At 67.7% G+C, this 13,606-nt stretch carries 11 protein-coding genes; 9 read left to right on the forward strand and 2 right to left on the reverse strand.

Annotation, left to right across the window (positions count from 1 at the left end; translation table 11 throughout):
- Positions 1–35 precede the first annotated feature (35 nt).
- The 6 genes from SNAS_RS20490 to SNAS_RS20515 all read left to right on the forward strand — a co-directional run bounded on the left by SNAS_RS20490 (position 36) and on the right by SNAS_RS20515 (position 5,599).
- Complete coding sequence (locus tag SNAS_RS20490) at positions 36–1,019, forward strand: WG repeat-containing protein (RefSeq protein WP_013019376.1); 984 nt, start codon at positions 36–38, stop codon at positions 1,017–1,019.
- Positions 1,020–1,126: 107 nt separating this feature from the next.
- The gene (locus tag SNAS_RS20495) at positions 1,127–2,263 is read left to right on the forward strand and encodes a serine hydrolase domain-containing protein (protein ID WP_013019377.1); all 1,137 of its coding nucleotides are present in this window, start codon (positions 1,127–1,129) and stop codon (positions 2,261–2,263) included.
- 56 nt (positions 2,264–2,319) lie between these two features.
- The gene (locus SNAS_RS20500; RefSeq protein ID WP_041625073.1) at positions 2,320–3,318 is read left to right on the forward strand and encodes an aldo/keto reductase family protein; all 999 of its coding nucleotides are present in this window, start codon (positions 2,320–2,322) and stop codon (positions 3,316–3,318) included.
- A gap of 207 nt (positions 3,319–3,525) precedes the next feature.
- Positions 3,526–4,080, forward strand: coding sequence for a hypothetical protein (locus SNAS_RS20505; RefSeq protein WP_013019379.1), 555 nt, complete (start codon positions 3,526–3,528; stop codon positions 4,078–4,080).
- Complete coding sequence (locus SNAS_RS20510) at positions 4,077–4,718, forward strand: hypothetical protein (RefSeq protein ID WP_013019380.1); 642 nt, start codon at positions 4,077–4,079, stop codon at positions 4,716–4,718. The genes SNAS_RS20505 and SNAS_RS20510 overlap by 4 nt, the downstream gene beginning before the upstream one ends.
- A gap of 14 nt (positions 4,719–4,732) precedes the next feature.
- On the forward strand, positions 4,733–5,599 hold the full coding sequence (locus SNAS_RS20515) for a hypothetical protein (RefSeq protein WP_013019381.1): 867 nt from the start codon (positions 4,733–4,735) through the stop codon (positions 5,597–5,599).
- A gap of 119 nt (positions 5,600–5,718) precedes the next feature.
- Here SNAS_RS20515 and SNAS_RS20520 read toward each other — a convergent pair whose 3' ends face one another.
- Positions 5,719–8,007: a glycosyl hydrolase family 18 protein gene (locus SNAS_RS20520; RefSeq protein ID WP_013019382.1), complete on the reverse strand. Its 2,289-nt coding sequence runs from the start codon at positions 8,005–8,007 to the stop codon at positions 5,719–5,721.
- 80 nt (positions 8,008–8,087) lie between these two features.
- Entirely contained in the window at positions 8,088–9,038 is a 951-nt protein-coding gene (miaA, locus tag SNAS_RS20525) for a tRNA (adenosine(37)-N6)-dimethylallyltransferase MiaA (protein ID WP_013019383.1), read from the reverse strand.
- Between the two features lie 241 nt (positions 9,039–9,279).
- Between miaA and SNAS_RS20530 the strand changes: the two genes are divergently transcribed.
- The 3 genes from SNAS_RS20530 (at position 9,280) to SNAS_RS20540 (ending at position 13,476) form a co-directional block, all read left to right on the forward strand.
- On the forward strand, positions 9,280–10,500 hold the full coding sequence (locus SNAS_RS20530; RefSeq protein WP_041626594.1) for a DUF349 domain-containing protein: 1,221 nt from the start codon (positions 9,280–9,282) through the stop codon (positions 10,498–10,500).
- A 123-nt stretch (positions 10,501–10,623) separates the two neighbouring features.
- Complete coding sequence (locus tag SNAS_RS20535) at positions 10,624–11,370, forward strand: tyrosine-protein phosphatase (RefSeq protein ID WP_013019385.1); 747 nt, start codon at positions 10,624–10,626, stop codon at positions 11,368–11,370.
- A gap of 39 nt (positions 11,371–11,409) precedes the next feature.
- The gene (locus SNAS_RS20540; RefSeq protein WP_013019386.1) at positions 11,410–13,476 is read left to right on the forward strand and encodes a SpoIIE family protein phosphatase; all 2,067 of its coding nucleotides are present in this window, start codon (positions 11,410–11,412) and stop codon (positions 13,474–13,476) included.
- The last annotated feature ends 130 nt before the right edge of the window (positions 13,477–13,606 follow it).

Here is a 13,606-nt window from a genome sequence, read left to right on the forward strand (position 1 = left end):
TCGAGAGCTTGACCCCGCGGATAGAGGACCAGCAGATGTTGTCGGCGATCGGCGCCGAGACCGACAACCGGCTCAACACCGCCACCGACGAGGCCGACCGGTCGAGGCTGCTGGGCGTGCGCTCGGTGGCGCTGCGGGCGCTGGGCGAGCGCGATTCGGCCGAGGCCGACGCCAAATCCTCGCTCAAGCACGCCGAGAACGTCGGTACCGACCTGTTGCTGGCCCCCGCCCGGGCCAGGCTGGCGCAGACGCTGCGGCTGCGTCAGGACCACACCGGCGCCGACCGCCTGTACGCGCTGGCCGAGGCCGGGGAGCTGCCGCGCCGGTTCCTGGGCCGGGTGCGGGCCTGTGCGGCGCTGTCGTGCATCGCGCAGCGGCGGCTCACCGAGGCGCTGCTGCACCTGGAGCGCGCCTCGGAGTACACCTCGGACGAGACCACGACCGCCTCGATCGCCCCGGCGCTGGAACACGTCTACCGGCTGGCCATGGAGGGCTTCGGCCCGCCGCCGCGCTCCTGGGAGGAGCGGGCCCAGCACCCGGCGCCGCGCCGCTACCAGGAACCGCGCTCGGGCAAGTGGGGTTACCTGGGTTCCGACCGGCGCCCGGTGATCTCGCCGACCTTCGCCGAGGCCGGGGAGTTCCGCGGCGGTATCGCCGCGGTGCGGGAACGCGCCTGGGGCGCCATCGACACCTCCGGGAACCTGCTGGTGCCGTTCCTGTACGACGGTGTGTCCACCCAGGTGCCCGACGGCCGCACCGTGGTGGGTTTCGTCGACGGGGTGGCCGTGATCGAGCTGCGCGGCGGCAAGGGCCTGGTGGACCGGGCCGGGACGCTGATCCTGCCGCCGCACCACCGCGACATCGTGGTGCACCCGGCCGGGTACGCCACCGACACCGGTGCCGCCACCTGGGGCGCGCGGGACCGCAACGGCGAGGAGATCATCCCGCAGCGGTTCAGTCGCGCCGACGTCCTGCGTCGCCTGGACACAATGGTCAACATCGACGAGGGTCCACTGTAACCTCCTGTCCTTTGTGCTCGATGGGGTTTTCCCCACCCCGAAATCTCCGTGGCGACCTAGGGGCGTTCCCCGATGGCTCCGGGCCGCGGCGGCCCTAGCTTTGCGGCATGAGAATAAGAAGGACAGTCATCGCCTGTGCCGCCGCCGTCGTGACCGCCGCGTTCGTGGCCGGATGCGGCTCCGCCAGTGCCGGGAAGGATCCCGCGAAGGACACGGCGAAGGAGGTCGAGACCGACGCGGTCCAAAAGCGGCTCGACGAGTTCGTCAAGGACGGTGCCATCGTCGGCGGCGAGGTGACCATCCGCGACGGTGACGACAGCGCGCAGGCGCTGGCCGGAGTGGGAAACCGTGAGACCGACGCGAAGTACCCGAGCGACGCGCACGTGCGCGTCGCCAGCGTCACCAAGGCGTTCACCTCGGCGATGGTGTTGCAGCTGGTGTCCGAGGACGAGGTCGACCTCGACGCGTCCATCGAGGAGTACCTGCCGGGGCTGCTGCACGGCGACGGCATCGACGCCGGGAAGATCACCGTCAGACACCTGCTGCGCCACCAGAGCGGACTGCCCGAGATCGGCGACGCCACCCAGCCGCAGGACCCGGAGGTCACCTTCACGCCGCAGCAGCTCATCGACATGGCGCTTGAGAACCCCGTCCAGGCCGAACCCGGCGAGAAGATGATCTACACCAACACCAACTACGTGGTGGCCGGGATGCTCATCGAGAAACTCACCGGCGACGACTACGGTGACGCGCTGAAGGAGCGCATCACCAAACCGTTGCGGCTCAAGGACACCTACCTGCCCGAACCCGGTGACACCGGACTGGCGAAGCCGCACCCCCAGGGTTACTTCGTCGCGGACGGCGAACCGAAGGACGTCACCGAGGCCGACGCCTCCGGCACGTGGGCCTCGGGCGGCATCGTGTCCTCAGGCGCCGACCTCAACGCGTACTTCACGGCGCTGACCGAGGGCGAGGTCGTCGACAAGGCCCAGCTGAAGCAGATGCGCGACACCGTGCCGATGACCGGCGTTCCCGGCGTCGAGTACGGCCTGGGCCTGATGCGGCTGCCCACCGAGTGCGAGCTGAAGCTGTGGGGCCAGGCCGGGGACGTGCCCGGTTTCCAGGCGATGACCGCCACCACCGCCGACGGGAAGAAGTCGGCGACGATCGCGATCAACCAGAGCCCGAGCGAGAAGTTCGGTCCCGAGCAGCTGCTTGGTCTGCTCAGCACCGCGTTGTGCTGAACACCTCCGCCCGCATCCTTGACCACGGTCGGGGATGCGGCGGTAGCGTGAGCGGCGTGGAATTTCGTCATTTGGGCCGCAGTGGCCTCATCATCAGTGAGATCGCCTACGGAAACTGGATCACCCACGGCAGCCAGGTCGAGGAGGACGCCGCCCGTGCCTGCGTGAACGCCGCGCTGGACGCCGGTATCACCACCTACGACACCGCCGACGTGTACGCGCAGGGAGCCGCCGAGGAGGTGCTGGGCCGGGCGCTGAAGGGACAGCGCCGCGACGGTCTGGAGATCTTCACCAAGGTGTACTTCCCGGTGGGTCCGGGCAAGAACGACCGGGGTCTGTCGCGCAAGCACATCATGACCTCGATCGACCACTCGCTGCGCCGGTTGCAGACCGACTATGTGGACCTGTACCAGGCTCACCGCTACGACTACGAGACCCCGCTGGAGGAGACGATGCAGGCGTTCGCCGACGTCGTCCACTCCGGCAAGGCGCACTACATCGGCGTCTCGGAGTGGAAGGCCTCCCAGATCCGCGAGGCGCACGCGCTGGCCAAGCAGCTGAACATCCAGCTGGTGTCCTCGCAGCCGCAGTACTCGGCGCTGTGGCGGGTCATCGAGGGCGAGGTCGTGCCGACCTGTGAGGAGCTGGGCATCGGCCAGATCGTGTGGTCCCCGATCGCCCAGGGCGTGCTGACCGGCAAGTACCTGCCGGGCCAGGCGCCACCGGCGGGCAGTCGCGCCACCGACAAGGACAACGGCTTCTTCGTGGCCAAGTTCCTGGAGAACCAGGAACTGCTGGAGCGGGTGCAGCAACTCAAGCCGATCGCCGAGCAGGCGGGCCTGTCGATGGCCCAGCTGGCGGTGGCGTGGGTGCTGCAGAACTCGAACGTCTCGGCGGCGATCATCGGGGCCTCGCGTCCCGAGCAGGTCGCCGACAACGTGGCCGCCGCGGGCGTCAAGCTGGCGCCCGAGGTCATGAAGGCCATCGACGAGGCGCTGGACCCGGTCGTCGACCGCGACGCGTCCAAGACCGAAAGCCCCCGGCCCCGCCCGTAACGGCCAGGACGGCAGGCCGACGGCCCCGCATCCGTCGACGGATGCGGGGCCGTCGGCCTGCCGGGAAAAGTTTCGCGGTCCGCACCTTCGGCCAGCGCGTTCGCCCGTTTGGTCAGACCGCGAAAGCCGGACCCCGCCGAAACCTTGAAATCTCCGAGTTCGCACGTAGCGTGAGTCGCCGGAACACCACGGGCGACAGGAGAAATCATGGTTGGGTTCTTGGACCGTCTGAACACCATGGTCGTGAACACCATCTCACCGGGACGAGTGGCGAAGGTGCGCTTCAACCGCAACGAGGGGATCCGGCTGGAATGGGGATCGCGGGACCCACTCAATCTGAGCGCCGAAGAACTGTCCGGTGAGGTCACCAGGGCGGTTGTCGCGGCACTGACGGGAGCCGAGCAGGGAACGTCCGCGGCACGACGCGCGGTGCGGGCCGAATCCGGTCGTGGTCCCGAGGGCCGCGAGCGCGAACCGCGGGTGCGTGAGCGCCGCCGGATGGTGCACGCGCGGGTCCAGGACATCCAGGTGCGCGCCCACGCCGCCCAAAAGGCCGTGACCGTGGACTGGCGGGGTCGCACCGACGTCGAGGTTCGCATCTCGCGGGCGGCACTGGCCCGCCTTGACGCCGAAACGCTGCGCGATGCCGTGAACCAGGCGCTGGAATCCGCCCGCGGTCAACACGGTCTCGCGCTGGCGGCGATCTTCTCCCACGTGTACAAGTTCGACCAATTCGGACAGAAATGGAGACAACGACGATGACGATTTCCGGGGAGAAGCTCGGGGCCAAACTCTACAACCTGCGGCGGGCCGGACGGATCTCGCTGCCCAAGGCGGCGGCTCTGTACGCCCAGGGAAGCCGGCACATGCACAACACCAGCTGGAAGGAGGACGAGGCTTTCGACAAGGGACAAACCGTCGACTATCAGGACTTCGAGTACCAGGAGCCCGAGGACGACGGCGAGGCCACGTACTCCCACGCGCACGGCTGGGGGATCGAGAACCAGCTCCCCGAGGAGCAGGCGTACACCGCCGTCGTGACCGACGCCGAGGTGATGGGCGCCTCCTATGAGAACTGGAACGCGCTGCGGGACCAGTTGCAGGTCTACATGGCCTCCACCGCGATGTCGCTGACCAACGCGGGGCTGGCCCTGGAACAGATCGCGAACGACTACGCCGCCACCGATGCCGCCGCGGCAGCCGAGCTGCGCGAACAGTCCAAGGGCCTGGACGAGCGGCCGGAGATACCCGAGGTCAAGCATCCGTACTCCCCGCACGACACCATAACCGTCCACTATGACACCCCCGACGTCGAGACGCCCTGGGGTGATGTGGGATTGCCGGACGGCGACACCGAGGTTCTCAAGGACGAACCGACCAATCCCCTCAAGGGCGAGTGAAAGGTGACATCGACATGACCGTTTCGGCAGCCGACCTCGCCAACAAGGGCATGGAAGTCAGGAACAAGGCCGTGGAGAAGTGGATGGAGGAGGAGGCGGGCATCTACGCCAGCACCGAACTTCAAACGGCCGTTGAAGGCGCCTTCGACTACATCGTCACGATGTTCGAGCAGATGGGGTTGCGCGACCCCAAGCGGCTGGACACGATGAGCGGGTACCTGGCCGACGCCCGCACCACATTGACCGAACCGGTCATCGGGGAGATCGACACCATCAAGGGGCAGCTCGACGATTGGGAAGGCGATGCCGCCGACAACTTCATCTTTGACTACCTGTCTCCGCTGACACAGATCAACGCCAACCAGATCTACTACATCGGAGTCCTGGAGAACACTCTCGACGGTGTCAAGACGATGCTGGAGGAATCGCGCAAGAACACCATCCAACTGGGCGACAAGACCATCGAGGCGCTTGACGCACTTGAGGACACCGGTGAAGGGATGTACGCGCTGACCATTGTGGCCGCCGTCGTCGGCGTGGTCGGTGCCGTCGTCACCGGAGGCGCGAGTGTGGCTCTCGCGGTCTCGTTCGCTTCCATCAGCGGTGCCATAAGCATCGGCGCCGGGGCCGTCACCCTGGAGGAGCAGCGCGTCTCCGGCGACGACGTCGAAGCGGTACTGAACTCCATGATCGACTCGTACTGGGATATCAATGACACGAACCGGATCATCGAGGAGGACCTGGCCAAACTGCTCGGACAGGATGTGGACACCGTGCGGGAGCAGGCCAACCGGTATCGGCCGATCATTCCCGACATCTCCGGATACGGGAGCTCACCGAAAGACCGCGAGATACTCGGCGAATTCCAGCCTCCGGCCTGAACAGATCGCTACGGCCGAGCCGATCGCGACGCTCGGCATCGGTGGCCTGCTGACGGCCGGTCCCGCTTTCACGCCGGTTCCCGGCCCAGCATCGCTGGGCCGGGAACCGGCGCCGTGCCTCAGCCGAGGCCGGTGTCGACGGCGGTCATGAGAGTGCCGTTGTCGCCCGACATCTCCCAGATCATCATTCCCAGCAGGTTCTGTTCCTTGACCCAGGCGGTCTTGCGTTCGATGGACCACGGGTCGTCGAAGGTCCACCACTGACCGCCGTTTCCGGTGTAGCAGTAGGTCGACAGCGACTGCTCGTCGTGGTGGACCGTGCAGCCGGGCACGCTGGCCTTCAGGTTCGCGTAGCCGCGGGTGCCCGCCTCCTCGGCGAACTGGCCCGGTGCCGCGCCGTTGGCCGCCTGCCACTCGCCGTGGACGCCGCCGTCGGTGACGCCCTGCCAGCCCCTGCCGTAGAACGGCAGTCCGATGGTGAGCTTGCGCGGGTTGACGCCCGCGTCCAGGTACTCCTGAATGGCCACCTCGTTGGAGAAGTGGTTGTTGTACGGGTCCTGGTCGTCGACCCACTGGTTGGACGCGTGACCGGTGCGGTTGGGCTCCCACGAGTTGTCGCTTCCGGCGCCGTGGAAGTCGTAGCCCTGCACGTTGGCGAAGTCCATGTAGTCGAAGACGCTCGGGTTGCCGTCGTTGGTGGTGATGTCCCAACCCGCCTCGATCTTCGCCGGGTCGGCGGGGGTGAACGCGGTCAGTTCGTACTCCTCGCCGGTCTGCTGTGACAGGGCGTCCATCTGCCTGCGGAACTCGGCGAACAGCAGCGTGTTGTTGGCCTTGTCCTTGTCGCTGATGTGGTTGCCCGCGTGGCCTTCGGCTCCCGGCCACTCCCAGTCGAGGTCGAAGCCGTCGAAGACCCCGGTTCCCGAACCCGGGCCACCGGCGCCGTTGTAGGTCGGCAGGTTGCCCTTGAGGTACATGTCGACACAGGACGACACGAACTTCTTGCGGGAGGCATCGGTGGCGGCCACGTCGGAGAAGAACTTCGAGTAGGTCCAGCCGCCGATCGACATCATCACCTTCAGGTGCGGGTGCTTGGCCTTGAGCTTGCGCAGCTGGTTGAAGTTGCCGCGCAACGGTTCCCAACCGGTGTCGGCCTTGCCGTCCACCGACTGTCCGGCGGAGAAGGCCCGGCCGTAGTCGGCCTCGGCGTCACCGGCGCCGGTCCCCTGGTCGGGGTCCTGCGGGTTGGGCGTCGTGCCCTTGGTGACCCCGTTCATGCAGGTCAGGTTGGTGGGGTGGATGTTGGAGAACGCGTAGTTGATGTGGGTGAGCTTGGCGGCGGCACCGGAGGTGTCGAGGTTGCGCACGAAGTACTGCCGACCGTAGATTCCCCATTGGACAAAGTAGCCGACCCGGGCGTGCGAGCCGCCGCCGATGACGTCGTCGGTGGTGGCCTTGACCGCGGCACTGTCGGACGAGATGTTGTCGTAGGTGTCGCGGGCGCGGACGGTGAAGCTGTACTCGGTGACCGGGGCCAGGCCCGAGACCGTCGCCGAGGTGCCGGTGACCGAGGTGGCCAGTTTGCCGTCGCGGTACACGTCGTATCCGGCGATGCCGCTGGCGTCGCTGGCGGCGTCCCAGCTCAGTCCGACGCTGTCGGAGGTTGTGCCAGTGGAGCGCAGCCCCTTGGGGGCGGTCGGCGGCGTGGTGTCGTCGCTGGGGTCCAGTGTGGTCGCGGTGACCGGTTTACTGTGTCCGGACTTGTTTCCCTTGGTGTCCAGCGCCTGCACCGTGAAGGAGTACTCCTTGTTGGGAGACAGGCCGGTGACGACGGTCTTGGTGTCGGTGGTGCTGGCGACGTTGCTGCCGCCGGAGTAGACCTCATAGGACGCGATCGGGTTGTCGCCCGCGACGGCTTTGTCCCAGGCCAGCGCGACGGTCTTGGTGGTGGATCCGGTGGCGCGCAGGTTCTCCGGCGCCTTGGGCGGGGTGTCGGGGGTGCCGTCGCAGTTGTTGCCGTTGATCTTGCAGCCCGGCGGGGCGGTGCCGGTCGAGATCCTGAACGAGGGGCTGTAGGGCTCGGTGTTGCGTCCGGCGCCCACCCTGGCGTTGTAGTACTCGTTGATGATGGTGACGTGGTTGCCGTTCTGGGAGAGCTTCCCGTACCAGACGTTGCTGACGGTGACCCCGGGTGGCAGGTCGAACTCCAGGGTCCAGCCGGTGATGTCGGCGCCGGTGTTGTTGCTGATGACGTACTTGCCGTCCCAGGTCGAACCGGAACCGGTGGCCTGGAACGCGGCGGTCAGGCCCGCCGGCGCCGCCGAAGCGGAACTCGCCGGGACCAGGACGGCCATGGGTAGGAGTACGAGGGCGATGAGGACGGCGAATACTCGCTTCGCTGTGGGCATGGTGCGCATCCTGAGGGCATCAAATAGGACGGGGCACCTTCGAAGGCTGGCTCAATAGTAAAGACTATTAATCACAAATGTCAATGTATCGATAATTCAAGGATTTCATCGAAATGCTTGAGCGCCTTGGCTTCCAGATCCGGATCGGCACCGTCCAGCCAGGCGATCCGGTCGTCGCGGCCGAACCAGGAGCGCTGGCGGCGCACGAACCGGCGGGTGCCGGTGATCGTGGCCTCGCGCGCCTCGGCCAGCGTGCGCTCACCGTCGAGGTGTTGCAGCAGTTGCCGGTAGCCCAGCGCCCGTCCGGCGGTCAGCCCCTCGGCGAGTCCCCGCGCGGCCAGCGTCCGCACCTCCTCGACGAGCCCGGCCGCCAGCATCAGGTCCACCCGCAGCGCGATCCGCTCGTCCAGTTCGGCGGTGTCGCGGTCGACGCCGACGTGGACGCTGCGGTAGACGGGACGGCGTTCGCGCGGCAGCGTCGCGGTGAACGAGCCGGTCAGCTCCACCACCTCCAGCGCCCGCACGATCCGGCGGCCGTTGGACGGCAGGATCGCCGCCGCCGCGTCCGGGTCGGCGCTCGCCAGCCGGTCGTGCAGCGCCCGCGGCCCCACCTCGGCCAGCTCGGTCTCCAGCCGGGCCCGCACCACGGGGTCGGTGCCGGGAAACTCCATCGCGTCGACCACCGCCTGGATGTACAGCCCCGAGCCGCCCACCAGCACCGGGACGCGGCCGCGCGCCAGGATGTCGTCCACGGTCGCGCGCGCCAGCGCCTGGTACTCGGCGACGCTGGCGGTACGGCGCACGTCCCAGATGTCGAGCAGGTGGTGCGGGACGCCCTCGCGCTCGGCGACGGTGAGTTTCGCGGTGCCGATGTCCATGCCCCGGTACAGCTGCATCGAGTCGGCGTTGACGATCTCGCCGTCCCGCTCCCGGGCCACCGCCAGCGACAGCGCCGACTTCCCGGTCGCGGTGGGGCCGCACACGATCACCACAGGTCCAGGTAGGCTTTCACGGTTGCCGGTAACGTCCATATCACTTCCTCCCAACACGGCCGGACACGGGCGCCGCTTCGCGAGGAACGTGGCGAAAGGTCACGGTTTCATCGCGACCACGACGTTCGCACGGCGGTGACCAGCGGCGACGCCTGGTGAGGCGGCATGCGGAGTTGTCGGCCCCGCGAGGTCCACCGTAAGGTACCGATAAGTGAATCCTCGAATGACAATCGGTCGGGCAACCGCGCCCGAGATACCCGCTAAGGAAAAAGTGAACACCATGAGCGGTGAGAACCCTGACGCCACGCAGTTCGGACGCATAGACCCCGGCGGCACCGTATATCTGAAGACCAGTGCGGGCGAACGCGTCATCGGGTCGTGGCAGGCCGGTTCGCCCGAGGAGGGCCTGGCGCATTTCGCGCGCCGTTACGACGACCTGGTCACCGAGGTCGATCTGGTCGCCGCGAGGCTCAACTCCGGCAACGCCGACCCCGCCTCGACCGCCAGCGCGATCAAGAAGCTGCGCGTCAGCCTGGACGAGGCCCACGTGATCGGCGACGTCGACAAGCTGGCCGCCCGGCTGGACGAGCTGGCCTCGCGTTCCGAGGCCAAGGTCGCCGAGGCCAAGGAGGCCAAGTCGGCCGCCCGCGCCGAGGCCGTCGCCCGCAAGGAGGCGCTGGCCACCGAGGCGGAGAAACTGGCCGCCGACTCCACCCAGTGGAAGGCCGCCGGCGACCGCATCAAGGCCATCGCCGAGGAGTGGAAGACCATCCACGGCGCCGACCGCAAGAGCGACCAGGCGCTGTGGAAGCGTTTCGCCGCCGCCCGCGACGGATTCACCCGCCGCCGGGGCGCCCACTTCGCGTCGCTGGACAGCGAGCGCAAGGTCATCGCCACCGCCAAGGAGGAGCTGATCGCCGAGGCCGAGAAGCTGGCGACCTCCACCGACTGGGCCGAGACCGCCGATCAGCTCAAGGGCCTCATGCGACAGTGGAAAGAGGCCGGACGGGTGGCTCCCGACGCCGAGCAGAAGCTGTGGAAGCGGTTCCGCGCGGCGCAGGACACCTTCTTCTCGGCCCGCAGTGAGGCCTTCTCGGCCCGCGACGCCGAGTTCAAGGAGAACCTGAACCAGAAGCGGGAACTGCTGACCCAGGCCGAGGCCATCGACGTCGAGGCCGACCCGCGCGCCGCCCAGGCGAAGCTGCGCGAGATCCAGGGCCAGTGGGAGGAGATCGGACGGGTTCCCAAGGAGTCCGCCGGTGGCCTGCAACGACGGCTGCGCGCCGTGGACGACAAGATCCGCGCCGCCCTCGACGTGGCCTGGCGCCGCACCCCGGTCTCGGAGAATCCGCTGCTGGCGCAGATGCGCGAGCAGGTCGACAAGGCCGAGCGGCAGCTGGAGCGCGCCAAGAACGACGGGGACGCCAAGCGCATCGCCGCCGCCGAGGAGGCGCTCAATTCGAAGCGGCAATTCCTAGAGCTGGCCGAAAAGGCACAGTAGCAACTGATCCCGAACATGATCAGTCCCTTAGGGACTGATCATGTTCGGGTACAATTTTGGTATACGTCAGTCACGGACTGTCGACAGCTCCCCATCCCTGCGACCCCTTAGCGACGGCACACCATGAATACTTTCACGCGCCCTCACGCGGATTACGGCAGCGAGCGTTTCATCCCCTTCGAAACGATCTTCAATTTTCGTGACCTCGGTGGCCTGGCCGCGCTGGGCGGCAGCAAGGTTCGCACCGGCCTGGTGTTCCGTTCCGACCAGTTCGGCAACGCCTCGTCGGAGGACATCGACTACATCGTGGACGAACTCGGCGTCAAGACCGTCGTCGACCTGCGCCGCCCCACCGAGATCGCGGCCACCGCTTCCTTCCCCGGAGACCGGGGCGTCGCGGTCCACAATCTCGAACTCGGCCACATCCGCTGGGAGAACATCGAACGCGACGCCGGACGGGAGCCGTCCCCGGTGCCGTTCCTCGTCGAGCGCTACACCGCGATGGTCGAGACCGGAGCCATCACCATCCGCGACACGCTCAACATGATGATCACCGCCACGCCGATGGTCTTCCACTGCATGGCCGGAAAGGACCGCACCGGCATCACCGCCGCGGTGGCGCTGAAGCTGCTGGGAGTGTCCGATGACGACATCGCCGCCGACTACGCCCTGACCGGCGAGGGCATGCACCGCTACTACGACTGGCGCGCCAGGATCGGCAAGTCCCCCAACGAGGGTCTGCACCCGCACGCCGAGGCCATGTACGGACTGCTGCGCAATATCGACAATCACTTCGGCAGTATGGAGAAGTACGCGCGCGCCATCGACTTCCAGCGCACCGACGAGTTGCGCGCGCACCTGTTGACCTGATCGGACGTGGTGCTGCCGTGACGGCGTTATCATTCCCCGATGGGAAGCGGGGGCTTCGCCGACGAGCCGATGCGCATGAGCGACGGCATGCATCGGCTGTTCAACAGCGAGTTGCGCATCGCCACCGTCATCGTCGACGCCACCGGCACCATCACGTACTTCGGCCCCAACGCCGAGACCCTGACCGGGTTCCGGCACACCGAGATCATCGGCCGGGATCTGCAGGTCGTCTCCGGCACGTCGGCCTATTTCGACAGTCGCGAGTACCTGTCCCGGCCGCCGGGCGCCGCGCCGGAGTTCCGGCGGCTGCGCCGCTCCGACGGCAGCACCCGGGCGGTGCAGGTCTACCGGCATCCACTGCCCAAACCCACAGGACCGCCCGACACGCTGCTGCTGGTGGTCGACGTCGCCGAGAACGCCGAGGCCGAGGTGGGACTGGGGCTGCTCAACGCGTTCTTCCAGCAGTCGACCGTCGGTTTCGTCATCATGGACACCGAGCTGCGGTACGTGGCGCTCAACGAGGCCCTGGCCCGGCTCAACCGGCGCCCGATCGTCGACCACCTGGGCCGCCGGTTTCGCGAGATCGTCTTCTCCACCGACATGGACGCCTACGAGGCGCTGCTCAAGGCCGTGATCCGCACCGGGGAGCCGGTGACGAACCTGCACGTGGCCGGGCACCCCACCGCCGAACCCGGTACCAACCAGGCCTGGTCGGTGTCGTGCTACCGGATCGCCGAGTCCTCCGGCCGTCCGGCGGGGCTGTGTGGCGTGGTCATGGACATCACCACCCAGGAACGCTCCATGATCGATTCGGCCCGCACCGGCGCGCGGCTGGCGCTGCTCAGCGAGATCGGGGCCGCGCAGATCACGACGCTGCGCGACTTCCGCAAGGCGGCGCAGAAACTGACCGAGATCCTGGTCAGCGACTTCTGCGACATGGCGGTGGTGGACGTCGTGCACAGCATCGTCGCCGGTGAACTGCCGCCCGACCACCCCACCCCCGACACCCTGGTCAGCCGGATCGGCGGCGCCGCCCGCGAACCGTCCGATGCGTCCCACAAGCTCCTCAACGTCGACAACCCCCGCCCCGCCTACGAGACCGACGTGTTCGCGCACGCGCTGCTGTCCAACCGGCCGCAGAAGGTCGACAACCCCCGCATCGAGCAGGCGCAGGCGCTGTCCAAGGAGCCCGAGCGCGAGCAGGCCGCCCGGCAGCTGGCGCCCCGCTCGGTCATCATCGCGCCGCTGCGGGCCCGCGACGTCACCCTCGGCGCGCTGACCTTCGTGCGGTTCGGGAAGCGCAAACCCTTCGACGAGGAGGACGTGGTGCTGGCCGGGGAGATCGCCGAACGCACCGCGCTGGGCATCGACAACTCGCGGCTGTACGGCACCGAGAAGAACACCGCGCTGACGCTGCAACGCAGTCTGCTGCCGCTGCGGTTGTCGGAGCGGCCCGAGGTCTCGGTGACCTACCGGTACCGGCCCAGCCGCAGCGACCTGCGGGCCGGTGGCGACTGGTTCGACATGATCACGCTGCCGGGCCACCGGGTGGCCCTGGTCGTGGGCGACGTCGCCGGGCACGGCATCACGGCGGCGGCCGCGATGGGGCAGTACCGCACCGCGGTGCGCACCCTGGCGCACATCGGCCTGGAGCCGTCGGTGCTGCTGACCCGGCTCAACGAACTGGCCTTCGACTTCGGCACCGACATCACCGCGACCTGCGTCTACGTCCTGTACGACCCGGTCAACCACAACTGTGTCATCGCCCGTGCGGGTCATCCTCCCCCGGTGCTCGCCACCACCGATGGGGTGGCGGAGATACTGGAGGTGGGTCCGGGCCCGCTGCTGGGTGCCCTGACCGAGGCCGAGTACCAGGCTGCCGCCGTCGAGACGCCGCCCGGCACCCGGCTGCTGATGTACAGCGACGGTGTCGTGGAATCACGGCACCAGGCGCTGGACGACGGCATCGCCGAGCTGGTCCGGCACCTGCGGACCCGACACGCGGACGAGGAGGTGTGCGACCGCATCATGGAGACTTCCCCCAGTACCGAGGACGACCGAACCGTGTTGTTGGCCCGATTTCATGGGCTACGCTCCCCCGGTTAAACCCGCAGTAGCCGAAAGTCAACCCGAAAGCCACTGTTAGCGTCTTTCATTGACAGGTTCGGGGCGATGTTCCGGTGAAACGTCACGGGCAATGTCCACACACATAACAATTGCACTACACGTGATCGCA

Origin of the sequence: Stackebrandtia nassauensis DSM 44728, assembly GCF_000024545.1 — a bacterium.
Taxonomy (GTDB): Bacteria; Actinomycetota; Actinomycetes; order Mycobacteriales; family Micromonosporaceae; genus Stackebrandtia; species Stackebrandtia nassauensis.

Excerpts from the sequence above, each read along its gene's own strand:
- SNAS_RS20490 (WP_013019376.1), top strand. The coding sequence starts at position 36 with ATGTTGTCGGCGATCGGCGCCGAGACCGACAACCGGCTCAACACCGCC.
- SNAS_RS20495 (WP_013019377.1), top strand. The coding sequence starts at position 1,127 with ATGAGAATAAGAAGGACAGTCATCGCCTGTGCCGCCGCCGTCGTGACC.
- SNAS_RS20505 (WP_013019379.1), top strand. The coding sequence starts at position 3,526 with ATGGTTGGGTTCTTGGACCGTCTGAACACCATGGTCGTGAACACCATC.
- SNAS_RS20510 (WP_013019380.1), top strand. The coding sequence starts at position 4,077 with ATGACGATTTCCGGGGAGAAGCTCGGGGCCAAACTCTACAACCTGCGG.
- SNAS_RS20515 (WP_013019381.1), top strand. The coding sequence starts at position 4,733 with ATGACCGTTTCGGCAGCCGACCTCGCCAACAAGGGCATGGAAGTCAGG.
- SNAS_RS20520 (WP_013019382.1), bottom strand. The coding sequence starts at position 8,007 with ATGCCCACAGCGAAGCGAGTATTCGCCGTCCTCATCGCCCTCGTACTC.
- miaA (WP_013019383.1), bottom strand. The coding sequence starts at position 9,038 with ATGGACGTTACCGGCAACCGTGAAAGCCTACCTGGACCTGTGGTGATC.
- SNAS_RS20530 (WP_041626594.1), top strand. The coding sequence starts at position 9,280 with ATGAGCGGTGAGAACCCTGACGCCACGCAGTTCGGACGCATAGACCCC.
- SNAS_RS20535 (WP_013019385.1), top strand. The coding sequence starts at position 10,624 with ATGAATACTTTCACGCGCCCTCACGCGGATTACGGCAGCGAGCGTTTC.
- SNAS_RS20540 (WP_013019386.1), top strand. The coding sequence starts at position 11,410 with ATGGGAAGCGGGGGCTTCGCCGACGAGCCGATGCGCATGAGCGACGGC.